The sequence below is a fragment of the Candidatus Symbiopectobacterium sp. 'North America' genome, assembly GCF_015762685.1.
GTDB lineage: Bacteria > Pseudomonadota > Gammaproteobacteria > Enterobacterales > Enterobacteriaceae > Symbiopectobacterium.
In genome coordinates this window covers 18,461-42,491 of sequence record NZ_PEHF01000101.1, presented here as the reverse complement: position 1 = coordinate 42,491, position 24,031 = coordinate 18,461, and the positions used below count along the sequence as shown (strand labels likewise).

General features: G+C 45.7%; 32 protein-coding genes. All 32 read right to left on the bottom strand.

Annotated features, from left to right (window positions below):
* Window positions 1-427: 427 nt before the first annotated feature.
* The 32 genes from CS369_RS22015 to virB11 all read right to left on the bottom strand — a co-directional run bounded on the left by CS369_RS22015 (window position 428) and on the right by virB11 (window position 23,989).
* A complete protein-coding gene (locus CS369_RS22015) occupies window positions 428-622 on the bottom strand; it encodes a ribbon-helix-helix domain-containing protein (protein WP_196908679.1) in 195 nt (64 codons plus the stop codon).
* 158 nt (window positions 623-780) lie between these two features.
* Window positions 781-1,038 (bottom strand): hypothetical protein, encoded by a 258-nt coding sequence (locus CS369_RS22010; RefSeq protein WP_196908716.1) that lies wholly within the window; start codon window positions 1,036-1,038, stop codon window positions 781-783.
* Window positions 1,039-1,461: 423 nt separating this feature from the next.
* A complete protein-coding gene (locus tag CS369_RS22005; RefSeq protein WP_196908678.1) occupies window positions 1,462-1,692 on the bottom strand; it encodes a hypothetical protein in 231 nt (76 codons plus the stop codon).
* Window positions 1,693-1,718: 26 nt separating this feature from the next.
* On the bottom strand, window positions 1,719-2,153 hold the full coding sequence (locus tag CS369_RS22000) for a hypothetical protein (RefSeq protein ID WP_196908677.1): 435 nt from the start codon (window positions 2,151-2,153) through the stop codon (window positions 1,719-1,721).
* Window positions 2,154-2,205: 52 nt separating this feature from the next.
* Window positions 2,206-2,493, bottom strand: a complete 288-nt coding sequence (locus CS369_RS21995) for a hypothetical protein (protein WP_196908676.1) — start codon at window positions 2,491-2,493, stop codon at window positions 2,206-2,208.
* 66 nt (window positions 2,494-2,559) lie between these two features.
* Window positions 2,560-2,895: a hypothetical protein gene (locus CS369_RS21990; protein ID WP_196908675.1), complete on the bottom strand. Its 336-nt coding sequence runs from the start codon at window positions 2,893-2,895 to the stop codon at window positions 2,560-2,562.
* Entirely contained in the window at window positions 2,870-3,178 is a 309-nt protein-coding gene (locus CS369_RS21985; RefSeq protein WP_196908674.1) for a HigA family addiction module antitoxin, read from the bottom strand. Before CS369_RS21985 ends, CS369_RS21990 begins: the two co-directional genes overlap by 26 nt.
* Window positions 3,178-3,456 (bottom strand): type II toxin-antitoxin system RelE/ParE family toxin, encoded by a 279-nt coding sequence (locus tag CS369_RS21980; protein WP_196908673.1) that lies wholly within the window; start codon window positions 3,454-3,456, stop codon window positions 3,178-3,180. Before CS369_RS21980 ends, CS369_RS21985 begins: the two co-directional genes overlap by 1 nt.
* A gap of 589 nt (window positions 3,457-4,045) precedes the next feature.
* Window positions 4,046-4,402, bottom strand: a complete 357-nt coding sequence (locus CS369_RS21975; protein WP_196908672.1) for a hypothetical protein — start codon at window positions 4,400-4,402, stop codon at window positions 4,046-4,048.
* A 65-nt stretch (window positions 4,403-4,467) separates the two neighbouring features.
* Window positions 4,468-4,599 (bottom strand): hypothetical protein, encoded by a 132-nt coding sequence (locus tag CS369_RS24765; protein ID WP_280514847.1) that lies wholly within the window; start codon window positions 4,597-4,599, stop codon window positions 4,468-4,470.
* Window positions 4,600-4,676: 77 nt separating this feature from the next.
* Window positions 4,677-4,961 carry a cobalamin biosynthesis protein CbiX gene (locus CS369_RS21970; RefSeq protein WP_196908671.1) on the bottom strand — a complete coding sequence of 95 codons (285 nt, stop codon included), beginning with the start codon at window positions 4,959-4,961 and terminating at the stop codon, window positions 4,677-4,679.
* 159 nt (window positions 4,962-5,120) lie between these two features.
* Window positions 5,121-5,501, bottom strand: a complete 381-nt coding sequence (locus CS369_RS21965) for a hypothetical protein (RefSeq protein WP_196908670.1) — start codon at window positions 5,499-5,501, stop codon at window positions 5,121-5,123.
* 658 nt (window positions 5,502-6,159) lie between these two features.
* Window positions 6,160-6,804 (bottom strand): type II toxin-antitoxin system MqsA family antitoxin, encoded by a 645-nt coding sequence (locus CS369_RS24285; RefSeq protein ID WP_244665182.1) that lies wholly within the window; start codon window positions 6,802-6,804, stop codon window positions 6,160-6,162.
* 104 nt (window positions 6,805-6,908) lie between these two features.
* Window positions 6,909-7,469: a hypothetical protein gene (locus CS369_RS21955; RefSeq protein WP_196908669.1), complete on the bottom strand. Its 561-nt coding sequence runs from the start codon at window positions 7,467-7,469 to the stop codon at window positions 6,909-6,911.
* Between the two features lie 51 nt (window positions 7,470-7,520).
* Entirely contained in the window at window positions 7,521-8,036 is a 516-nt protein-coding gene (locus CS369_RS21950; protein WP_196908668.1) for a J domain-containing protein, read from the bottom strand.
* Between the two features lie 679 nt (window positions 8,037-8,715).
* Window positions 8,716-8,988, bottom strand: a complete 273-nt coding sequence (locus tag CS369_RS21945) for a hypothetical protein (RefSeq protein WP_196908667.1) — start codon at window positions 8,986-8,988, stop codon at window positions 8,716-8,718.
* A gap of 10 nt (window positions 8,989-8,998) precedes the next feature.
* Window positions 8,999-9,391, bottom strand: a complete 393-nt coding sequence (locus tag CS369_RS21940) for a lytic transglycosylase domain-containing protein (RefSeq protein ID WP_280514848.1) — start codon at window positions 9,389-9,391, stop codon at window positions 8,999-9,001.
* Between the two features lie 59 nt (window positions 9,392-9,450).
* Entirely contained in the window at window positions 9,451-10,074 is a 624-nt protein-coding gene (locus tag CS369_RS21935) for a prepilin peptidase (RefSeq protein WP_196908665.1), read from the bottom strand.
* Between the two features lie 2 nt (window positions 10,075-10,076).
* Window positions 10,077-10,496: a type IV pilus biogenesis protein PilM gene (gene pilM, locus CS369_RS21930; RefSeq protein WP_196908664.1), complete on the bottom strand. Its 420-nt coding sequence runs from the start codon at window positions 10,494-10,496 to the stop codon at window positions 10,077-10,079.
* A gap of 13 nt (window positions 10,497-10,509) precedes the next feature.
* Window positions 10,510-11,817 carry a shufflon system plasmid conjugative transfer pilus tip adhesin PilV gene (gene pilV, locus CS369_RS21925; RefSeq protein WP_196908663.1) on the bottom strand — a complete coding sequence of 436 codons (1,308 nt, stop codon included), beginning with the start codon at window positions 11,815-11,817 and terminating at the stop codon, window positions 10,510-10,512.
* A gap of 9 nt (window positions 11,818-11,826) precedes the next feature.
* Window positions 11,827-12,765: an ATPase, T2SS/T4P/T4SS family gene (locus CS369_RS21920; protein ID WP_196908662.1), complete on the bottom strand. Its 939-nt coding sequence runs from the start codon at window positions 12,763-12,765 to the stop codon at window positions 11,827-11,829.
* A 61-nt stretch (window positions 12,766-12,826) separates the two neighbouring features.
* On the bottom strand, window positions 12,827-13,333 hold the full coding sequence (locus tag CS369_RS21915; RefSeq protein ID WP_196908661.1) for a type 4 pilus major pilin: 507 nt from the start codon (window positions 13,331-13,333) through the stop codon (window positions 12,827-12,829).
* Between the two features lie 8 nt (window positions 13,334-13,341).
* Window positions 13,342-14,409: a type II secretion system F family protein gene (locus tag CS369_RS21910; protein WP_196908660.1), complete on the bottom strand. Its 1,068-nt coding sequence runs from the start codon at window positions 14,407-14,409 to the stop codon at window positions 13,342-13,344.
* Complete coding sequence (locus tag CS369_RS21905) at window positions 14,402-15,946, bottom strand: GspE/PulE family protein (RefSeq protein WP_196908659.1); 1,545 nt, start codon at window positions 15,944-15,946, stop codon at window positions 14,402-14,404. The genes CS369_RS21910 and CS369_RS21905 overlap by 8 nt, the downstream gene beginning before the upstream one ends.
* Before the next feature lie 9 nt (window positions 15,947-15,955).
* Complete coding sequence (gene pilP, locus CS369_RS21900; RefSeq protein ID WP_196908658.1) at window positions 15,956-16,390, bottom strand: type IV pilus biogenesis protein PilP; 435 nt, start codon at window positions 16,388-16,390, stop codon at window positions 15,956-15,958.
* Window positions 16,377-17,753 (bottom strand): type 4b pilus protein PilO2, encoded by a 1,377-nt coding sequence (gene pilO2, locus CS369_RS21895; protein ID WP_196908657.1) that lies wholly within the window; start codon window positions 17,751-17,753, stop codon window positions 16,377-16,379. Before pilO2 ends, pilP begins: the two co-directional genes overlap by 14 nt.
* The gene (locus tag CS369_RS21890) at window positions 17,743-19,467 is read right to left on the bottom strand and encodes a PilN family type IVB pilus formation outer membrane protein (protein ID WP_196908712.1); all 1,725 of its coding nucleotides are present in this window, start codon (window positions 19,465-19,467) and stop codon (window positions 17,743-17,745) included. Before CS369_RS21890 ends, pilO2 begins: the two co-directional genes overlap by 11 nt.
* Before the next feature lie 16 nt (window positions 19,468-19,483).
* Entirely contained in the window at window positions 19,484-20,437 is a 954-nt protein-coding gene (locus tag CS369_RS21885) for a TcpQ domain-containing protein (protein ID WP_196908711.1), read from the bottom strand.
* A gap of 71 nt (window positions 20,438-20,508) precedes the next feature.
* Window positions 20,509-20,817: a killer protein gene (locus CS369_RS21880; protein WP_196908710.1), complete on the bottom strand. Its 309-nt coding sequence runs from the start codon at window positions 20,815-20,817 to the stop codon at window positions 20,509-20,511.
* Window positions 20,818-20,845: 28 nt separating this feature from the next.
* Complete coding sequence (locus tag CS369_RS21875) at window positions 20,846-22,471, bottom strand: type IV secretory system conjugative DNA transfer family protein (protein WP_244665183.1); 1,626 nt, start codon at window positions 22,469-22,471, stop codon at window positions 20,846-20,848.
* Entirely contained in the window at window positions 22,468-22,815 is a 348-nt protein-coding gene (locus CS369_RS21870; RefSeq protein ID WP_196908709.1) for a hypothetical protein, read from the bottom strand. The genes CS369_RS21875 and CS369_RS21870 overlap by 4 nt, the downstream gene beginning before the upstream one ends.
* Window positions 22,816-22,897: 82 nt before the next feature.
* Complete coding sequence (gene virB11, locus CS369_RS21865; RefSeq protein ID WP_196908714.1) at window positions 22,898-23,989, bottom strand: P-type DNA transfer ATPase VirB11; 1,092 nt, start codon at window positions 23,987-23,989, stop codon at window positions 22,898-22,900.
* Between the last annotated feature and the right edge of the window lie 42 nt (window positions 23,990-24,031).

The following is a 24,031-nucleotide window of genomic DNA, read 5'->3' as shown; positions in this document are numbered from 1 at the left end:
ATAAAGTAGAAATTATTCGTCTAAATGACGACACACAGCAGCATAAAAGCGTTGTTGGAAAATACGACTGCTAGTTTTACATTGACTACGGTGTGTATGTACGTATTCCATACACAACAGGATTATGCATAAGCTTCCGCCGGTCATAACTGTGTAGTTACAACGCAGGAAAAAATTAATTTGTTTACTTGAAATATCATAGCATCAAGAAAATCAGAATAGAAGTATACAGTCGGGATTACATCCGAGGTCACTAAGACTATTTTAACGACCAGAATGGGGGCCTGCAGCTGGCTCACCGCTTGCAGGACTCACATAGCAAGCAATCATTACTATTAAAAACAGACAGTTATTTTTATGGCTAAAATTCAGAATTGAAAAAAATCGGACGGAGGCGATGAATTCTCCCCCGTCAACTGGAGACAATTCAGTCTTGTGACGATTTGGATTTCACATCAATTGCTGGCACGCCGTGTTTCACCAAAAGATCACTGATCGCCTCATCCAGCAGGCGACTTTTCGGTATGCGCGTTTTTGCGGCTAGGGCATCAAAAAGCGGCACAAGCTCATTTGCCAGCGATGATGTAAACCGGCGGCGATTCTTCAAAAATGGTTCAGCCATACACTCTTCCTCATAGAAATTGAGGTAGTGTAAATTGCTGCAAGAGCGAATAAAGTGGTTGCAGATAGTGCCTATATAGTGCGATAGTAGCGAAAATCACCAGGGAACCCTGTGTCAGTTAACAACTAAGTCACCATAGAGTGACTTTTTTTTTGCCATTAGGTTAGATTGAAATCATCATTAAAGACTTGACTGTGCGCCTGCTGGCCCTCATACACCACGATGTATTTCACCCCTTCATAGAGTGATGTAGGTCTCTCGAACTCCAACCAAAAGCAATCCTCATACGTCCGGCCAAGCCAGTACCCGCCGCCGTACTCCTTGCGCCGTTGAAAAAATACCCAACCTCCCACGACAAACCGCCCCAGCGACTCACCCCGGTAAACCACCTGATAATCCGCATCCTTCTTTCCCATAGTCATAAACCTGTTTAAATAAACAGTGGTGATTATAGGGTTTGTGATTGGCATGTATAGCTCTCGGTGTGGAACAGGGGAAAAAGAAAACCGCCCGGAGGCGGTTATCGTTGTATTTTCATTGTTTGTCGCCCTGTTTAGCATCATGCGCAGCTTGGTGAACCAGATCCATATAACTGAGGTTTTTCCCGTCCAGCCATAGCTGATCATGCTGACATGTAACCGACTTACCCCGAACGATAAGCGGTAGCAAAGAACCATCGTCAAATCGCTGTAATGCATGGCCAGACGCATCACAACGATAGGCTGGGGATTGTGACACGCGGATCGGATCGGAGGGATTAATAAGCGGTATCCCAGCAGCAGAGGCGGCGCAGCTGGTGAACGCTATCCACAACACAAAGTGGTGTTTACGTAATATTTTCATACGGTTTTCTCTGTGAATAGGGACAGTATTTTCTTGGTTGCAAAAAAACTATTAACGCCAGTTATAAATATTAAAAAAACAATGAGAGGTATGAGAATAATATTAATCGGAGCATTTAGTATTGCATTGACAATTATTTGCATGGTGGTAATAAGTGCCATCAACCCTGTTATAACCGAAAATGAAACGTGTTGTGCAATTTCTTTAATAACTTTGTTTTTATCCATTGAATCGCATCCCCTTTCAGCGCAGCTCATTTATGCCCCTCATCATCAATGAAGGCCATTACGGGAATAATTTCCTGAGATACGCGCCCGGTAATGACCAGAAAACGCCGCCACACGCCATAAGGCACCGGGCGTTCGCCGTTACGAAATGAGCGTATACGCCGATCTGCGTTCCCACTCAGACCAAGCAGGATGCCCAACGCCTTATCAGATCCGTATTCAGAAAATGTGCTTTTGAAGTGCTCAAACCAGGCATTGACCAGTTCAGCAGCAGGCGGCTCCCAGCTCTCATTTTCAAGGTTCAGGTGGCGAGTTCCATATTGCCGGTGATCAAAATGCTCTGGCCCCGGAATATGCTCAGCCAACAAATTTTTTTCCAGTTGCAAGCAAGCCTTGTGTACAGCATCACGCCGCACGATGTCCTTTTGTTTACCGATATCAGGTATATCTATTTTGATCATCTGTTTGCCCTGTTTTTTCCGCTGAGAAAGGAGGGGGAACCCCCTCCTTGTATCAGCATGGATTCAGCACGATAGATTTGACGTCTGAAACCCTGATGTTAACCAACTCCAGTGATCCGGTGGCTAACCGCGCCCACAGCCCTTGTGAGTGTAAATACTTCATACACAGGAAAAGGTAGTCCGGTAACAGAATATCTGTTCTTTCGACCTTTATCCCGATATGTTCCGGGCTGAACTGGCGGGTCGGTTTGCCACAGGATGTTAAAGAGCCTCGGCGCACTATCCAGAAATCGGCTTCCTGAAAGTGCCCTCGAATGGTCGCAACATCTGACAGTTTCATTCGTTTCCTTACCGGCAGCATGGCCTTCTCGGAACGAGTGACCTTCTAGCGCCACCGTGAAAACCATTATAGGCGCAATGCGCCTATCTGACAATCATTATATCGCTTTATCTTCTCTTCAATTTCTTTGAGTAATGTTGTGCGACGGTCGCGCACCGGCGCAGCTGGCCAACGTCCTGCAGGGCGTATCAGGCAACCATTTATTTTGTTGTAAAATAATTGCTTAGTATTTTTCAGTCGAAAAAAATAGACGTGAAAAAATTTGACAAAAAATGGTGATAAGGCCAAAACGCAAAAAACCCGCATTACGCGGGTTCTTTGCTCTGTCACTGGCGGCATTTGCGGCGCTGGCGCTGTACGGCGTTTCGGCGGCACGTTAGAGGCGTTTTTCTGGCGTCTCATTGTCCTCACCGTATAAAACGATGCCCGATGTATCAATTTCATTTTCCAATTGTCGCAAATCATAGGTGTTTTGTAACCGCATCCAAAATGCCGGATTACTTCCCAATGCAGCGGAAATGCGGATCGCTAAAACGGGAGTTAACGCCGTTTTCCCTGCCAGAAAACGCGATACCGTCGCCGGGGTCGTGCCAATATTCTTGGCAAACTGGCGAACACCCACGCCTAAATCCTCCAACATACGGGACACCATAACGCCCGGATGAGACACAATAGCCTGTTTCATTAGTGATAATCCTCTAAATTCAGAATGTAAGCATCACCGTTGTTAAATTCAAACGTGATGCGCCAGTTAGCCCTGACAGTGATTGACCATACGCCATCACGATCCCCTTTCAAGGGGTGTAATTTATAGGTATGGATGTTTAAATCTTCAATCGCGGTGGCCGTATCGATAGCTTGTAAACGGTCGTTGATTCTCACCGCATCCTGTGCCGGAATGCCTGAAATAATTCCTTTTTCAAAAAGCTGTTTCAGCCCTTTGTGCTTAAATGACTTGATCATTTTTCCCCGCAACCGTTACACCATGAGTAACACTATAGCATAGTGTTACATGCCGTGCAACACTCACAATGATATGATTTAATTGAATAATGATGTTTTTCGCGCACCACGGCGTAGGATTTTTTATGCGCGAAAGCGCATGAAAGGCGGCACGTTGTAGGGAAGGGGAGCCATAATGCAAAACCGCCGCAGCCCGTCCGACAGGACGGTACAATTCCCCGGACGCACGTTACCCCTCCCCCCGCCCTGCCAAGCCCATACAGCCCTTCAGACGACGCTAAAGGACATTACCGGCCTTGCCCCGGTGAGCGGCCAGGGTGACGCAGCGCGGCGACCTGGGCGTGATTTCCGGGGGCTTAGCGGGAGAGCGCAGCGAGAACGCTTAGCGCCGGTAGACCAGAAAAAGGGATTGTCCCCGTTTTCCACATCCCACCCAGCCAGTGAGCCAGGGGGCCATCCAGTCCCCTGGCGAACGGGCGCGACGGGGGGTTGTGCGTAAACGGGGACAAAGCGCCACCGGCGCGTTCCCGGCCAGACAGCCAAAGCAAAAACGCGGGCCGTGGCCCGCGTTCGCATCAGAATGAACCTATTACCGATAAAGGCCCGAATCGCCTGTTCCGGTTACGTATTTAATCTGATCCCAAAGGCTTAATACCGTGGGTTTTCCGTATTTCTGTACATCATATTTGCAGTACAGAACGAACGGGCCGGGGCCACTTTCAACCGCATGATCATCACGCACACAGATAATATTGCGCTCGAACCGATACGCCTTGCCATCAGGGACGGTGAACTGGACAGTCGTTATTTCGCTTCTCAGTAATTCAACTGCGCCGCGCACAGCTGGTAGCAGCTCAGCAGAACCAACATCATCAGAGAATTGAATTTCCGTGCCACATTCCTCGTTATCTTCCAGCCATGCTAGCAGTATTTCTAACTCATCCATTGCATTAATCCCGTGTCATGAGCGCGTCACTGCCGCTTCAAGTGAAACGGCAGATCTCGTTGCTTTTAAAGCGCATAGCCTTGCAGGTAATCAACCCACCATCTCAGCTCATCCCATTGATGCATTTTCATCGCCGGAATGCGTACCGCTTGCTTGTTTACAAGCTTTTTGGCTACCTGTACAATTTCATTGGTCATCTTAATTATCTCTCGCGTATGTGGTAATTAACGATACAGAGGGCCAGTCTGTTAGCGCAGATTGGCCTTCGCCTTTTTCAGTGTTGGTTATCTTTGTCTCCTTTGTTATGTACGTTTCCTGATTTAACTAATTGCCGAAACTTTACTTCCTGTATTTGAGCGCCATGCTCAAGATTTGAATACACATTGCCGATGCACCATGCTTTAGGGGAGTTGTAAATTTCGTGCAAAATTAATATTGGCTCAACATCTTCGCCTTTTTCATAGAGCCAAATGTGAGTAAGATTTCTTTCGCTTGATGAGTCAAACTCTGTTTCGACTTCAATATCGAAACATTTGGAAAGAAAGGTTGTGAAATGCATCTATCGCTCCTGGCCGCACGGCCTTTATAGTAAAAACCTAATTGAGGTCATGAGCTAAATTATATATACATTTGTAATTTAAATCAATAAAAACACGTACAAATGTACGTATTTTTTTGTTCTTAAGTGGTGAGCATTAATGAAAATAAAGGAGAACAATCACAATATAATATCTAAATGATTTAAATTTCCATTAACTTCATTCCAAATTCTCGTGATTCTAATAGCACATTCAACGATATCGTTATCCGTTAATTCTTCTTCTTTCTGTGCATGTTTAACCAGATAACGCCCAATGCGCTCCGCGACTTCATATTCCCATATACCGGCTGAACCTTCGTTCAATAAAATGGCATCAATTGCACCATCTATCATTTTTTCAACAGACTTAAAACGCTGGGCCACTTCTAGTTCACCGGCACCACTGATCCATTCAACCGCTATTCTTGCCGCATTCATATCTTCTTCTTCCAGCTCAGCAATCGCATCACGATACCCGGCGAAAATATACATTGCGGTAACACTGCACATCATTTCCATTTTAATATTCCTAGCCGAACGGCTTTTATAGTGAAATCACGATTGATTCCATAAATTTAATTATACGTACATATGGTGTTTATGTCAATATTAAACACGTACATTTGTACGCATATCTTCTTTAATTAAAAGGCAACTATGTGATTCTGATAAGTGCGCCAATTGGCAAATTGCCGGGCCTTGCTGACGCTCAGATCAGCGCAACCCCTCCCCAGTCCTGCTAAGCCGATACAACCATTCAGACGACGCCATAGGACATTACCGGCCTTGGCCCGGTGAGCGGCCAGGTTGACGCATTGCGGCGACCTGGGCGGGATTTCCGGGGGCTTAGCGGGGGAGCGCAGCGAGAACGCTTAGCGCCGGTACGCCAGAAAAAGGGATTGTCCCCGTTTTCCACATCCCACCCAGCCAGTGAGCCAGGGGGCCATCCAGTCCCCTGGCGAACGGGAGCGGCAAGCGCCCAGGAGGGCGCGACGGGGGGTTGTGCGTAAACGGGGGCAAAGCGCCAACGGCGCGTGCCCGGCCAGACAACCACAGCAAAAACGCGGGCCGTGGCCCGCGTTCGCATCAGATTTAACTGGAATCGATTTACCCAAGAACTGCGAGCATCACAGTGATTGTCCAGATGATAGATTATTTATTACCCCTATATTTATCATTACAATTCCCCTTTTTTATAATCAATATCGCTTTCCCACTCCGCCCGTAATTCACTGACTTTATCCTGTAACGTCTTCATCATGGCATCGACTGCACTTGGCACCACGATTTCTTTAAAATCACCCGAAGATAAATATTGCGCCAGCTCATACGCCAGCCGTGCCGCGTCCTGACGTGGGTTTTTATCTTTAGGCAAACGCCGGATAGCCAAAAACTCTGGGTGATCATTTGCCAGCATCAGCAGGTAGTTATATTCCCCTACCGATAGATCACGGTGAGATGGGCCATCAGCCTCTTTTTTCTGCCAGGCATTAACCCCTATGCCAAACCGTTCCGACGCTTCTCGCTGCGTCATTTTGGCGGCAGCTCTGGCTGCGGCCACCTGTGCGGGCGTAGGCTTCTCCGTGATCATGGTTTTTCCCTCTGTAGATTCTAAAAAAGCTTTGAATTGCTCGGTTAATTCAGGCTGTGGATACCGGGACAAGACCAGCTCCTTGCCCTTTTTCAAATAGAACTCACGGTTTAACGTTTCAAAGCGCTTTTCTTTGATGCCTTGTGCGCATTCCTCTGCGCTCGGATTGGTACGATCAAGCGTGATATAATGCAGCCGGTAGCGTATCCCGTCGCTGTAAACAGTCAGCATTTTGCTGACTCTGCCCTTTGATCGTGTAAAAAAAACTTTCTGCATAGGATGCCCTTTTACATTGGGCGGAGAGTGATATGCACGGCATTAGCCGTGCAGCCTCGTTACCGTTCCAACGTCGATATAAACCCCGCCAATTTGATCAACTGGTCTTTACTGAGGCGGATAAGATTCAAATTATAATCACCGCGATAACCTTCAGATACATCGCCTCTCATGCCGTGTGCATTGATTTCGCACAGTATGCCGTGGTAGTTCTGGTGATCCCTTGTCTCGAGTAAACTCGCCAGCAGGTGCAGCAAAATTCTCTGTTCTTCATTACGAGCGCTTATTCCGGCTAAATCTGCAGCTGCAGTGGCAATTTGCTGCGGTGCATAAGCGAGGACCTTTTTTCTGATATCTTGCGCAATGCCGCGAGGTTCTCGTTTCAACGCAACGGTACAGCATGAATAATCGTTATGTGACCGACTGCGTACCGCGCCCCCGGTCAAAATCAGCCTGTCCTTTTCTTGCCGAACTGTGATGCCATAATTTGCCAATGTCGGTGTAAACAAAAAAATCCTGTAGCGTTCATCAGCTCGTCGTTGATCAACGCGCCAGCCATCACCTAAAAAGCTACATACGCGCTTAAATACTGGCATAAAAGTTTCGTTAAAGGTTGTCATGGTTTACTCCTGAAATCGCAATGGGGGGCCATTCAGCCCCCTTTGTGGGGCTTAAGCCTGCACTGCTATCGCTTTACGGCCAGTGGTACGGCGTGTGCCATTGGTGCCATACATTTGGCGGATCTCATCCATAGAATGCTCTTTGCGATTCCCAATGCTTTTATGCTCCTCAGGACGGTAAAACCATTGCTTTTTTTTCGGGGCCCACTTGCAATTCAATTCATTGAGCGCCGCTTTGTGTTCGAAAGTTTGACCACTGATCCAAACCCAATTACCGATCACCTCGTAAACAATACCGGATAATCCAGACAGCGCCATCAGCACCTTTTCCAGAGCCTCGCCGTAGTTGTAGTGAGCTTCGGCATCAGCGGACTGAAACTGGTTAATTTTGTCGATATTGGCCATCAGCACTTCACGCGCTGCATTAACGGCTTTCATTAACTCAGCACCTAACGGATTACGATCCGGGTGATATTTCAGAGCCAACTTTTTATAAGCTTTTACAACATCTTTTTCAGTCAATTCACCAGACAGGTTAAACACGTTTAAAGCTTCTTGTACGTTCATTTTATTGTTCCTGGCCGAACGGCCTTTATAGTGAAATCACCATTGATTTCATAAAGCCAATCATACATACAATTGACTCCAAAATCAATATTATTACGTACATTTGTATGTGTTATTTGTTTTTAAGAGGCAAAAACTCAGATCTGTTATGTGCGAAAGTGGCAAATTGCCGGGCCTTGCTGACATGCAGAACAGCCCAATACTCCCCTCCGCCCTGCTAAGCTGATCCGGGCTTCCGGCCACATTGCCCCATATAGGCCCCTCCGGGGGGACGCAGTGAGCGCCGAGCCTGGGCGAGGGAACGCCACACCGCTTTAGCGGGGTGGGGCGCTGTACTGCGCGTTAGCGGCTGCGGAGCAGACGATTACGGGGGCCATGCCAGTAACGGACAGCAGGCACACAGGGGGAGCGTTATACACATATCCACATTCCCCCCAGCCAGTGAGCCAGGGGGTCATCAAGCCCCCTGGTGAACGGGAGCGGCAAGCGGCGGAAACGCCGCGACGGGGGTTGTGGGTATGTGTATAACGCGGGCAGATGACTACGCGGCCATGCCAGGAACAAACAATACCCCCGCAAACCAGCCACAAAAAAGGGGACCGAAGTCCCCATATTTATTATGAAAAAATTTCTTAGTTGAATTTTTGAAATGAATATAAACACCTTGATTATCTATGGATTATTTTGATAGTGAGGAAAACACGTTATTTTCATCTTGAGTTAAACAGAGAAACGTTAATAATTCGCTTTCCGTTATATCTGTGATATTAGATTTCATTTGAGCCAGACAGCACCAGATAATACGCACTTCGGAAACATGTGAGGCCATATCAATTCTGAACTTACGCAATTCTTCTTTACTTAACTGCTTTACTCGGCCACTCCGTTCTACCTCATTCATTTCTTTCATTTTAGACAGCGCAAGACGGTATCTTTCATGAAGCTCTCTCATTTATTTTATACTACCCCCCCATTAACTCAAGATATCGCGCATAAACTTTCTTCGCGTATTTCATACGAAATTCTGCATTCGCATCTTTAAACCCTGCATTATAAGCCCCGACAGATTCCCAATTAACGCCATTGTGAGAAATGTTCTTAGCCAATATCCAGGCACCAACAAAAATATTTTGGCATGGATCATCAAGTAATTGCTTTCGGGTTATCCCCATTGCATTAAGTACAACAAGCCAGGATGAATTTATTTGCATGATACCGAGGTCTTCACTAACGACCTTTCCGTTTTTACGGTTATAGCCAATTGCATTAGGATTCATGCTGCTCTCTACCTGAGCAATCGCGATCAGCAATCGGAAATCAATCTTGTACTGTTCCCCGGCCCGTATAAAACACATTTGAAGATTACGCTGCGGTGCTCTCACCTCTGCCAATGATGAAAAAGGAGTCAGATATATTAAAAGAGCAATAACACACCATATGCCTCGCATAGTTTATAGCCTATAAAAAAAGGGAATACACAAGTTACCAATGGTACGCTATGACAAAATCGCATCAACAATGCACCGATTAATAGCGCCATCAACATAATGGCAGCACTGTATTCCGGTTGTATCCAAAAACCCAAGGCAAAAAACACATAAAAATCACCGCTTGCGATCCAAAAGGTTTTTGTTTTCAGATAACCATAAAGATTCAGTACTAGCGGTGGCACAATAAAAAACACACATCCCACACCCCGCAACACTATATTATGTTTATCAACATCCAATAAAGAGACGGCAATTAGCAAATAAATTAAAACATCGGGTATCCAACGTATCGCCATATCCGCGTATGCAACCGCTGCAAGCAGCAGAATAAAAACACTCAAAACCACATTGTCCGTTAGCGAATACATTAACATTGAACATAAAAACATAACTACAGCGCAAATTGGATATACTGTTTCCTTATCGGGTTCTTCACTTAATGCTCTAGCTTGCACAATCGCATGTTGTTTTAAGTTACGGTATATAACGATAAGTTGTTGAGAATAGAACAAGGCAATGAATAAGACGGCGATAGCATAATAGATCATTATCATCTCACATAGACAATATACCCTGATGGAATGAAAGCGGGCTTTGCAATTGCCCCTAATGGCGTACTTATACTTGCACTATCGCTTACACCTACCATAGCGCTGTTACCTGTAATCTGCTGCACATTGGCTAGCATCCCCGGTGACGATGGCATAAAAATATAACCATAGCCTGCGCTAATTATCATTTTTATCTCGCTGTTCACCGGCAACCATGTCGGGATCACAACGTCATTGGTTACGTCACCATTGATGACATCATGAGATAATAGATATTCATCAAACGCCAAAACATAATTCACAAAGTTCTTAGCGCTGATATCTGCTTGGGTAATATCAAGCGAATTTTTGCTTGATAACATTCCTGTGAGTGAAACGATGACCATTAAAAAAAACAGAATGATATATGTAGTTTTCATAGCCCAACACTCCTTATGCTCCTACGCAGGAATAACTGACTTTTTGTAAGTAGCTATCCGTTGCTGTCAATGAGAAAGTCGCATCTGTGTTTGGCTGTGTCGCTTGCACATAAAATAACGTCACACTGGTGCCAGACGCACGCCCATGATCGTACTCGAACGCGGCGGTGTTGTCGGTTGCAACTAAAACGCCATTGGCATAAAGATTCGCGTTCATCCAATACACGCCGTAGGACACTAACCAATTCGCATAACCCGTGACGAGAATGCGGCCACTTGGCCCACTCTTACACATGAAGCTTGAGCCATTGGCGATGGTTGCAGTAGATACCAACGTACTGCTCTCGTTTTCGGTCCAGACCAGATCTTTACAAACCAAAATTGCCCCAGCGGTATTACGCCCCATTAATCCATTTGAAGGACAAGCAGCTTTAGCGGTGGCGAGGCCCTCAATCTGGATATACTCTTTTGCGGTCAGACGTCCATCAGATTGCATAGTGCCAGCCCGAACCGCGCCCTCGGTATAGATGGATTTGTTGTTGTAGACTCTCATCCAGGTATCATCATTCATATACAAGCCGCCGCCGTGCTTCTCGTTGTACCAGCCGGTATCACCGGTACTGCGAAACCAGCCGCTAGCGGTCACGTTCGCTGCGTTAACGCTGTTGGCATTGTTAACATCATTGCCGCCCATATTGAGCGCCGTCTGCATCGTGTTCAGTTCAGGATGGCCAGGTAACGCTTTTCGATATAGATAGTCATTCACCACATTACCGTCGTCATAGAACCCCGCCATGACGACGCTACCGTCACCAGGGTTATACCCCCCGAACGCTGACAGGTTTTCTGTCCAGGCCCCTAACGCGCCTTTAGCCTCGCTGCCATCTATGACCCCGCCTTCCCCTCCGATGCGTATGGCCAACTTCCGTGCCAGGCTTTTTGATAAGCTGACACCGCCGGTTAAAAACGTCATGGTATGGAATTTATTTACCACGGGTTGATAGACGCGAGTTTGGTAGGACGCAGAAAAATTATTGCTTTGCGAAAACCCGGAAGGAAGATAGCCCGCCGTGATCAAATCTGAAACGCTAAACACATACGGGCTGCCGGAGCTAGCCTGAGTTGCGATAACATCATGGTTATCTTTGATAAACGCAGTAACCGCGTTTCTTACTCGCTTAGCATGGTCTGCGGCGATAGTGACTCGGTATTCGTCAGTCAGCCAATTTCCAAGCGGGATAATAATACCTGCCATTATGGCCAACAATAACGTAATAGCGACGATGGCATCAGTAGTTTGATAAACACCTCGTTTTAACATGACTTCTCCCTACAACGTGTATTTAATGCCGCTAAACTCATCGGATAAAGCTTGATAGCTACCCTGTGCAATTTTGGTTCTGATCGCATGCGCTTGTTGGCAATTTTTTAGATTGTAGGCGTTGATATCAATTGCACGCCCAGCGAAAACATCACCGCGTTTGGTAAGCATCATGGTTTGGTGAGCAACAATAAATAAAGTATTGGCAACAATAGCTTTAGATGAATTATTAATTTCTTCGCAAAACATAATGTAGCGTTCTATCGCCTCCGTAATAGAGGATGCATGGATGGTTGAAACCACAAACATACTCAGTGAGGCTTTTAATACTTCATGTGCTGTTGGACCATCACGAATTTCACCCAACAAAAACGACGTAGCGCCCATTCTCCACGCTTTTTTTGTCGCTGTAGCATAGGTTTCATTTTCACCGACTTCCAGCTGCAAACAGCGCCCATTACCATGCCTACCTTGTAGCAGCGTTTCTATCGGATCTTCAATCGAAACGCCCAAATTCGACGTAGTTAAGATTCGATGTTGCAACACAGAAGATGCCGTTGTGGTTTTACCACTTCCCATTTCACCCGCTATCAAAAACAGTCCGGTAGCGCCGGTAAGTTCGACAGAACGACGAATGATGCTCGTAAAAGGGATGTCGGTAAACGGGATGATATTTGCTGGCGTTTGTCGGATAACAAAATTTTCCCCACCAAAAATATTTGATGAGACAGTTACACGATAAAGACGATCATCATAAAATAGTGCGAATTCTGTTTTAGCTGTGTTATGCAGATAGTCAACACACTTTTGTTTAAGGATAAGCGCATCTTCATTGCATCCATCTGGCAAATCAATTAAGTATGAACTTGCGCCAGACATACCTTTTAATTCTGCATAATCAGGGCCAAGATATAAATCAATAAAGCTGATTTCTTTCAATGTTGTCATCTCATCCCTTATATATGAATTTTGAAGAATAATGCCCCGCGATAGCGGGGCAAGGCATACATCAGGATTTTGTAGTAAATACCACGGTATTACTGTCCGTGGTACAAGCCGCTGTTGCCGCAACAGCAGTCACTTCACCGGTAATAGACTGACCATTGATTTTTGTCGAAGCCATTTCAGATGTTCCCAACTGCGACGCCAATCTGATGCAATCACTATTCGCTAATAGAGTATCAGTAACCGTAAATCCAATGCCCGCGCCCTTCACTGTAATTTCCCCACCGGAGCGGTTTACAATTTTCCCAGATGACACAGAGCTTTTTGGAACAGCACCAGACTGAATCAACATCGTTGTATAATCACTGGTGCCGTATCCATTGCTGCTTCGGCTTTGTTTTGTTTCTGTTATAAGGTTAGTAATCAGAGTGACTTCTGACGTTGCATAAAATTTATTATAGGCAATATATGACAACCCGAGCACCACACCAATTAATACCAACGCTATGCCGAGCGAAACAACTGAATCGGTAATGTTAGCAACACCACGTTTGATTTTGACGATTTTCATATTATTCCTTATTTAAAAAAGAACGCTTGCTGGAGCAAGTCATACATAACGACGATGAGTAAAACGATGATAAGAGCACAACCGATAATGCTGATATTTCTGATAACTTCCCCTGTGTTTTCTACTGCATTGATTGTTTTCTCTAACCATTTATTGGCGTAACGTTTAAGAGATCCTTCCCGGTTTGAGGTTTCAAACAGACTTTGCATTTTGATAATGGCTTCTTCACCGGGAAATTCATAACCGGTAACATCCAACGCCGTCCCTAGGTTTTCCTCTCCTGAATTAATCGCGTTTAGTGTTGATTGCAACCGTTCAAGCAACCAGGGCGATTGGCAAGAATCGACCATTTTACGAATGGCATCTTCCATTGGTATTCCTGCCGACAACATGGCATTGACATTAATAATAAATACCGCACCGTTAACACGTTTATAAATCGAATACGGAGGAATATTATCGAAAACAAAACGAATACTCCCCCGCCAATTTTTTAGTGACTTACTAACCACATATAGAGTAATAACAAAAGCCGCAACAAGCAGATACCAATATTCAGTAATCAATACATAAAAGTACCACACCGCTAATTGCAATCCATTCCATTTATCTAATGGGACTGCAGATTTAATAGTCGGCACCAATAAGAGGCAAAACAAAACAATGACACTGAACGCAAGAGAAAACATGTATGACATGATCAGTGCAGCCGTTTTTACTGCGCGTGTCATTTTTGCGGTGCCTTCTGCAATAAACATTGCATTTAAAAAGCCCTCCGTGAGATTGCCTGAAACCTCACAAGCTTCAATAATGCTAAACTCCTGGTCGGGCAACCATTCTCTAAGAGATTCAGATAGCGAAAATCCAGCACGTAAATTTTGGCTGCATTCTATCAATATTTTACCTATAGCATTACCTGGGTTTTTCCCCCTACGAGTATAGTTTGCAATTAGTTTGTTAAAGGTTTCTTCAGCACTCAGCCCATCTAGTTGATATTGTCGAAAGCTATCATAAATCTCGATACGGTCAGAGGCACTAAATGTTTTCTGATAGATATACCGTTCAAAGCTATTCATGTAATTTATCATCCCTGTCTAGATTACATATATTTTTATGCGCTAAAACAGGATCAACCCTACCTAAATTAATCAATCTAGTTATATTTTCACATAACGTCTCACCACCCTTCTTACGCCAATAATCCCAGGCTTCAATTTTCCCCTTATCCCCATACAATTGCATGAATTTATAATCTGTCTCTATAACTTCAAAAACCCCTGTACGACCATTAATACCGGTATAGTCACAGTGTTTACAGCCATCATCATTGATTAAAAACACCGTGTCCGTCGTGGTGTATTGTTCAATAAGACTTCGAATGCTGACATCGATACTCTCTTTATGATCACTGTACGATTTTTTACATTGCGGACACAGTAACGGGGTTAGCCTTAGCCCAATCAGACAGGTGATCAGCGTGGCATCAGTCAGCAAATCCTGATCAACACCTAAACGACGCAAGCGCTGGATAATGTCTATCGGATAACTGGTATGTATCGTGGTAATCACGCTATGGCCAGTTTGCGCTGACTCAATAACACCAGTGGCTGATGTGCTGTCCCGCACCTCACCGATGTAGATGCAATCCGGATCGAGGCGCATTAGGTTAGAGATTGCTTTTGAATAGGCGCGGCCCATTAATGCCCTATCGCTACGGTCAGCGATAATTAATGGGGTTTGCACCGCACCGGCTATCGGTGACTCAATCGGGTCTTCCACCGTGACCAGATTGATACCCGGATTATCTCGAAGCAGGCTTTCGGCCATACACTGGGATAAGGTTGATTTACCGTGACCAGTAGGCCCACTGGAGAAGATAACGCCATTTGGTTTGGATAGCGCACGCCTGATGGACACGGTTTGTTTTACGGTTAAACCAAGGGATTCAAGCTCCAACTGCGATTTACGGCGGCTTATCAGCCTCACCACCACTAATATCGTGCCGACACTACCTGGGCGGCTGGCAAAACGCCCTGTGCTCAAACCGAACGGAGCTACAAACACCTCGCGAATTTTTGCATCTGTGGGTTCGTTATAGCTAAATGTACTTTCACTGCGTTCATCACACATGGAGTTATAAAGCGTCTGAATCAGCATTTTCCCTTCTTCTGCAGACGCTTCAAATTTACGCATAACCCGGAGTACGCCATCGATGCGAAACAGCACTTTAAAAAAAGTCGATTCAATACGAAAATGGATATCTGATGCACGTAATTCAACGGCATATTTAATAATATCTAATACCCGTTGCTGTGCATCGGTTTGTGAATCGTTATTAGCAGATTCGGCAGAACTAAAAGAATCAGAAATTTTTTTAATATATTCCCGACTAACCCAATTCACCATCGGCCTAATATCTTTTTTACGCAAATTCTTAGTTAAATCAAAAAACTGTGTATTGCCGTCCAACTGTTCCATGACGAACAGGGTGTAATCGCTAGTTTGATTATCTTTAAGCAGTCTAACATTGTCTTGTATTTCTGGTGAAAACACCTCTCCATTAAGTATTTTAGGAAGACTGACAATGTTATGCGTTTTTTCAGAAAATTGCATAATGACACCTCAATTAAGCATCTGAATAGATTGTGTCGCCGTGTTTTTTATTTTTACGCCATCCAGCCCGATACTCATGATTAGCCACTGCCCGCCCGGTAATAATTGCCCGGACTCCACCGACGTTGTATTGCCGTTGGCGAGGCTAATGATCGCCCTTCTGCCATTGATTTTGACCAGGCGAGGAACCGTATCAACGGTCGCTATGTTGGCTTGACCGTTCACCCCAGCAGCCGCGTTTGGACGCACACCCAGCGCCACACCGCTTGTGCTATCAAATCCTTCCGCCGCTGCCTTGGCTTTGTTTGCCGCAGCTTTGGCTTCATACAGCACACGCTGTTTCTGAAAATCATCGATATCGCCAATGGTTCCCTCTGCTGCAAGCGCAAACAGGGGAAATGACATCAAAACAACACTGAACAAAAAGGCTTTACCGTGCGCCATATACGGACCCCGCAAGTTTGTATGAAATAGACCGGCCATTATCGCCAAGGGTATAAATGATGGAATTTAGCCGCACACCATGAAGTTCTCGCGATTTAAAAATCAAATCGGGCGGCACATTAGTTTCCACTTCAAAGGTATATTCTTGCCAATCCTGCATCGGCAACTCCTCACCTTGCTCGTTGGTTTTAACCTCTTTAATGGGTACAGCCGTAAACGATGCAGGAATGTTTACCGACTGAAACAATGATATTACTGCTAATAGCTGGTCGCCCATATTCAGTAAGGGGTCATCGCCATTAGGTGGAAGGTTACGGTTAACACTGAAAGCTGACATCGACGTTTGCGTGATATTAAAATCCGCATCTGTGCCGTATATCTTCTTAATGGCTTTGACAAACGCATCCGAGGTTGCCACTGAGTTTTCAGGACGGTTGTAATTCGCACTAATCCCTGACTGATTACACAGCACGGTGGCGGGTTCCCAGCCCTCAATAGACAAATGCAATTTGTGCAGATCATGCTGACACCCTTTGATAAAATCATTCACTGAAGCAGTAGTGATCCACGGATGTTTTAATTTATCCAGCGCAGCCTGATAACGGGCTTTTTTATTTATTTCTTCCTGCAATCTCATTTGCGCCAGTACTTGCTGACGCCTTTCTTGTGCCTTTTGCTCATAATACTGATTGATTATCAAACCGATGATGGTTATCAGGACAATCGTAATTGCCAACATGATTAACTGCGCTTTGGTCATCCCCCAAGTCAGGGGCTTCAGTTTAAATGCCTTCTTAATATTTACCGGATTCAGCAGGTCAAGAAGATTTAGGTCATCCGATACCCACGCGAAGCGGCTTTGATCGCCATAAACCGGGATTTCCATCCCTTGTTTATTGCCGCGCAACTCTTGTTTAAGGTCAACCACGACTTGCTGAATAGCATTTTCCGCATAGATGGTATCTGAAATCGGATGGATAGCGCCCTTATCCGTGCGTCCAACGAGCGTAAACTCTTCTTCGTCCTGTGCATTCTTCCCCAGCGGTACAACAGCGATGCAGCAACCGTTTAATAGTGAGGCCAGTGTGACGATCAGAGAATAGCCGCCGCGCAAACGCTGCGTTGTTTTCGGAGCAAACCCTGCTTGAATAGAATCAGCTTGCCGGATCGCTACAACATCGAGGTTACGTTGCCTGCCGATTTTACGTACTTCCTTCATCAGGTTGCGCTGGGCTTTGATGGTTTCCCAGGCCAGGCCAACGACAAACCGCTGATGATGAAAATTGAGCACTCTAATACGGGTATCTTCGGGTATCACCTTATGCTGACTGTCCTTCTTATTACCGCGAAATTTAACTGACATAAGGCGTCACCGTTATCACAAAACTCTTTTTGGTTTTCGCGCCAGAAAGCATCCCGCCAAACAAAATATTATTGGGAGAACCAACGCCCTGTTTATTCGAATCATCCTTATTTTGTTCAAACCCGGTAATAATTAAAGTTTGACCGGGTTTTAGCCAAACTCTCGGTTGTAATGAAATGGTATCAAGATCAGGCCCCTCAATTTTCTGCGTATTAGAATTGAGCTGTCTGAACTGTTTAAGGTTGGATATATCAATAAACATGTTAAGCATTAGTCTGTCAGAATCACGCAGGATTTTAGGCAAAATGGTGATATTTGTTCCTGTCGTCACGCTACCTGGCGTCAATGTCTGGGTAGGTACGGTACTGTTACCTGTAGCATAAGCTGTGGTAGAAACCTCTTTGAGGTAGGTTGTCTGTTGCCCGAACAGCACCGGCGCAGCGGCCATGTTCGTAGTTATGACAGTATTGGTTTTGACGTCAGAAACCGTAGCCTGTTTTGATAGCGCATCGAGTAAAAACGATGACCCGGCAAACTGTGCAGCCCGTCCTGTCGCGGTATCCAGTACGCTAAAGTTGCCACTGATGGCGCTGCTATCTATCCCTGTGTTCGTGTTGGCCAGGCTAATGCCATAATTGCTATTGAGCGACTTATAGACCAGGTTCCAGTCGATACCGACCACATCTGAAACATCTGTGTTAAGGGTATAAGTGACTACCTTGAAAACCACCTGTCGGCTCAACGTACTGTTTTCAGCAGTCAAATATTCCCCGATACGGCTTACCACTTCCGGGACATCTGTCACCATGAAGGTGCCTGTGGTCTGGTTTAGGCTTATACGGCCCACACCCGGAGTGAGCATACTGGTAACGGTTTTATTGAGATCTTCATAAAGATTGTTACCCATCTTCACCGTCGAGTTCATCATCGAGCCGCCAGACCCTGACACACCCGATGTACTGGAATCGCTAGAACCAGTACCGCTCCCTGTTGCATTAGACAAGCCACTGGTGACACTGCCGGTGAGCGTATAGCTCGCATCTGTGGGCTGTATGTCAAATCGACGGGTTTCCAGGTAGTAAAAGATCACCATGTCGTCCTGGTACTTCCAGGATATCCCCAGGCGTCCCACCACTTGATCTAACAATGCCCCTAACGGCCCGGAATAGCTGATGTTGCTAATTTTGGTGTTACCGCTGCTGGCTGCGATTACAGACCCAGCGTCTTGCCCAACTCCGCTTCCAAATGAGGCTAACGGCTGCATAGCGTTTGATATGACAGGGGAAGGAACCGAGGATAACCGCTGTGTTGCATTACCTTGCAGTCCCGAACCTGCGCCAACACTGAGATAACTAGCTGCATCAGGTGTGACACGAAACCGATACCGGCATTGCTCCGACATATCTTGGCTAAATTGAAAAATGTCCTGCGCCTGAGCGGTTTTGTAAACCACGGTGCAATTTACCAATTTTGCAGGTGCTTCATACTTAAGTTTTGGCAGTGGATTTGGGTTGACATACTGACTATTGGTAAAATTAACTACCGGGTTGTTATCACCCATTTGCTTTATAAGCGAGGAGGCTTTAATCCCATTATCTTTAGCGTCGGATTGCACCTCATTAATTCGTTGCACTGCACAGCCAGAAATCAATAGAGTTATAATGGCGACAGCCAAAGCATCAAAATGACATAGGAATTTTTTATTTTCTATCATATCTGATTATTTCCTTTTATTTTTGCTCATTGACAATAATTAAGCATTGAGGACGAAATCCGTGTACATACAGCGGAACCTTTGCATTGCGATAAAGGGAAAAAAGCTGATTACTCACATCTTCGAAACTAACGCTAGTGAATGAAAGTGGGTCATCTATTGGATAATCCGTCTCGGTTTCCCATCTGAGTTCCCATTTACCGTTCGGGCCAGAGCATTTGTCTCCCGATACCCATTGTTCAAACCCCTTCCTGAGCGTAGACCCTTTTTTAATTGTCCAACTCCTGACAGCAGGCTTAACCGGTATCGTTGGTTTGGCTGGTATAGGTGCCTCAAGTAGTGGCTTTTTATCAGGTGGCTGCTTAAACGGCGGAGTTACAACCGGCACAACTGGCGGAGATAGCACACCTCCGCTAAATATCTTCTGAACTGGTGCAGTAGTGGTTTTAGTCGTCTTAGAAGGCGTAAGTTTTTGCATTTCCGGTTTGATCGGTGCAGCAAAGCTTACTATCACCTCTTTCCGCTGTTCATAAATCACCGGCGTTAGCCCTGCTGCGCTGAGAGACTTCCTGAGCACATATGGCCACTGATCGTTACCCGTCCATGACAGGGCACCACGGAAGTTAGCTGATACATCAGGTGAAAGCTTCACGTTCCATGAAGACGGTACAATAGTACGCACTGCACTATAGAGAGGAACATTCTTGCCGCTGGCTGTAACAAAGCGTTCTTTATCCACTGCCCCGGCAGTTTTTGCTAATGCCGGTCGATAGGCGCTATTGATAGAAAATTGGCCAGCCGGTGTGGTATTGGTTTTATTGCTGTCTTTGTCTGCAGTTGCTACAGGCAAGACAGAAGGGGATTCGAAGTCCATCCAGTCACCTTTGGGCTGTGACAGCTCAATTGGTGAACTACATGCAGCCAGTGCGTTGATAATCAGCCCGGAAATAATGAATCTATTATTTAGCATTAGCTTTCCTTTTTGCTGTTAATTTCCATTATCGCCACCCATCTAATTTAATAATTAAGCTGAAATTAATATCACCCTTTCAGGCGACCATATTTATTAACAATGTCGTTAATATATTGCACGGGCACCATATTGGCCGGACATTCGTTCATAAGCGCGGATTTACGCGCATCAGCGGTTCGTCCAGGATTAAATTTTCCTTTTTTGGTTCCAACTATATTAAAGAATTTTCTTATTTGCCCCTGACATTCACTACTATCCGAACCATTAAGCTTCCCCCACATACAAAACGTCATATTGCAGGGTTCATCAGCTTTAGCAGGCAGGTTAGCGCCAGCAGTTGCGCACAGCACAACCGCCGCTATTACGATTTTTTTCATAATTAATTCTCTTATTTTATTTGGCGGTTTACTTCGGATTATTTATCTGCGGAACGTCTACCCGCTCGCGTCGCGATTTTTCTTTAATAATGTCGTCGCCCTGCGGTTTAGCCAACTTGAGACTCTGATTTTGCTTAACAACGCTTTTCACCATACCTTTCAGCTTTTCCGGATCACCTGTCGGTATGAACGGTAATGGATAGTTTTTTGTGTCGGCGCGTTCCTGAAAAATTTTCTCTTTGTACCACATGATTTTTTTAGCCCGAATTTTCATTTTTGGCGTTTTATCCGTTGCCGACATGAAAATTAGCTCATCCTGATAAGGCAGTTCATCGATCTCCTGCGGCAGCATCAAGGGGCGGGGCTGCAGTGTCCAACTACGTCCTCTTGAGCGCCGTTGTCCGTCAGAAACACCTGCATTATCAGAAGGAACCTTGACCGTTTTAGTTCCCAAACGTTTACTGTAGGCAGTAGCCGCTTCGATATCACCTGGTGCAAAAACAACGTTGATATGGAACGTATCCATCAATGCCTTACCAGCTTCTTTGCCGTAGCAGTCATTGGCGCAGATTTGCATTTCATTCTGGAAGATGATGAGAAACCGTAATCCCGCTCCGCGTGAAAGTGCCGGTGCCGTTTCCATTACCTCGATACGCTTCATGATCGCAAATTCATTCATCAGGAACAGTAACTGGTATTTGAGGCGAAGCGAGCCATCTTCACAATTACCGCCATGCTCAGGCATTACCCGGCTGTTTTCACGTATAGCCTGTGAATAGAAGAGGTTCATCAATGGTGCAAACTTCTTCATTTCCCCTTCAGTTACACAGAAATAAACCGTGGTAGGTTCTTCTCTCATCTTACTGAAATCGATATTCTCTGCCGGGTTATCACTTTCAGTTACCGCCATTGCAACCGTTTTTTCGCCGTAAATAGCAAGCCTCGGCGTGAGGAAACCAACCAATGTTGCAAAGTCTTTCGATTTCGATTCCGACACAATCATTGTCATTTCGCGTACCGTTTCATCTGACAGCGGCTTACCTTTACTACTGCGTTCGTCGATTTCACGCTGCGCCCATACGCCCAACTGAGCCCCCAGGGAACCTATTTCATAAACCTGCGGGAGCGTTAGCGGATATTCGCCTTCCGTTTCAATAAGAAACAGGCAAATCGCAACGAAAATATTTCCAGCTTTAACAAACCACGACGCGTTTTTCTCGTTGTCTGGCACGTAAAGCGATGAAGCCATTGTGCGCAGATCACCCAAGCGCCACAGCGCATCGCGACGGATAGCGCGGAACGGGTTCCAGTGGTGCGTTTCAAGCATACCCGGAGAGAATCGAACAACCTTTTGACCACACGCAGCCCTGAAACCCGCAGTTTTGTACCAGCTTTCAAACTTCACATCATTCAGCACGATACTGTGCGGATACGTTAGCAAGTTTGGGATCACAATCCCCACATCCTTACCACTGCCTGGTTGCGCTGCCAGCATCATGTACGTCTGGCCATATGCTGCAAGAAAGTTTTTTGAGTAGGGGTCTTTGCCCATAAGAAGCGCTGGATGTTTAGCAATTCTGGTCTGAACTGGCCGACCATCAATAATTTCCCAACCGTTCGGCAACTTACCTGATCCTGATGATGAACCTTTCACTTTTCGTTCTCCGTATACCAGATTGTGCGCAGTTCGCGACGGTTAGCAAAACGCGCTTTCCCGTGCAGGTTGTTTTGGCTGTTATCCGTTCTGGCCAAAACGGATAACAACGTAATTCCGGTTGGTAGGAAGGTGATCACAGCCGTAACACACCATGCCCACGGCAACATGGTCTTCCCCTTATCAGTCAGTGAAATCTCACCAAGGCTGAGCAGCGTGAATAATCCCGGTATTCCTTTCCGATAACCGGTCATCGCGTACCATGCCCAGCCTCCTGCATACAGACCAATGACAAAGCAAAAAGCCGTAAGTAACAAAATCAGTAAAAACAGTTTCAGGCTCATAAATCCTTCCATTTTTTCCATATACACCAAGGATTGGGTTCAATGCTCGCGATAACTAAACACACTGAAATTACGATTTTTTTCATATAACTACATCGTTATCCCTTGATTGCTGGAGAGCGCGTTCAAGCGTTGCTCCATTGAGCAGCGCGAGTTTGATTTCTGGTTCATAGGTGACGCTAAGGATCTCCGTCTTTTCCATGTACATCACGATGTCAAAGGAGGTTCGAACGCGTCGTTCTATATAATCGATATCGAGGCCCGCGCCGACTTTCGACTGCTTGATAAGACCGGTAATACGTGCATAGCCTTCTTTGTCGCTATTGGAATGGGATGTCGTTATCGTACCCGGATGACCGGTATTCAGTACTTCCATGAAGTCCCACGTTTCATCGCCGGTCAACTCAGCCAGAAAAATATGGTCGCCCTTCATTCGCATACAACATGAAACGAGTTCTTTTGGGGTAACGTAATCCCCATAAAGCATATGCACATGATTCAGGTGCAACGGCAGCTTGAGCTCGTTGAGTTCTTCAATAGTGAGCAGACGACAGTTTGCGGGGTAGATGTCCACTACCGCTTTTGCAAATGTGGTTTTACCTGAACCGGTGCCGCCAAATATGATGATATTGAGTTTGCGTCTTACCGCCTCCCGGAAGAAATTTACAAAATCCTTGTCCTTAACCATCTGTTTAAGTGTCAGCTGCCAGGGCATCAGTTGCGTATGACTTTTTATCTCCTGATTTGTCTTGTCAAATCGTCCACTTCTTGCGTAATCCTCAAGACTGAAACGATCAAGAGACGGCTTACGGAATGTCATTGATACCGTATCTCGCTCACAGGCAGGCGGGATTACCAATTGCGCTCGATAGCCCTCACGTCCAGGTAGCTCTACGGTTTTGATGGGCGATTTAACCGTGAGTACGCGATAGTTATAAACAGCCAGCGTGTTTACTAAGTGTTTGCAGAGTTCAAGCGTGAGATGAGGCACTTCATGGCGCTCCCATCCCCGGCCAGAGGTTTCGGTCCAGATTTCACCGGGCCGGTTTATCGCAACCTCTGTGACACCAGGCTGCTGCAGAAAACCTGTCACTCCAGTCTGGTGAAGGTAGCCCTTCACCAGCTCATCAGGTGCAATCTCATCGGCTGTAAATACGTCTGCATTCGCCAGCATTTCCGCCTGGATGAAAACGTTATTCTGATGCAATTTTTCCCC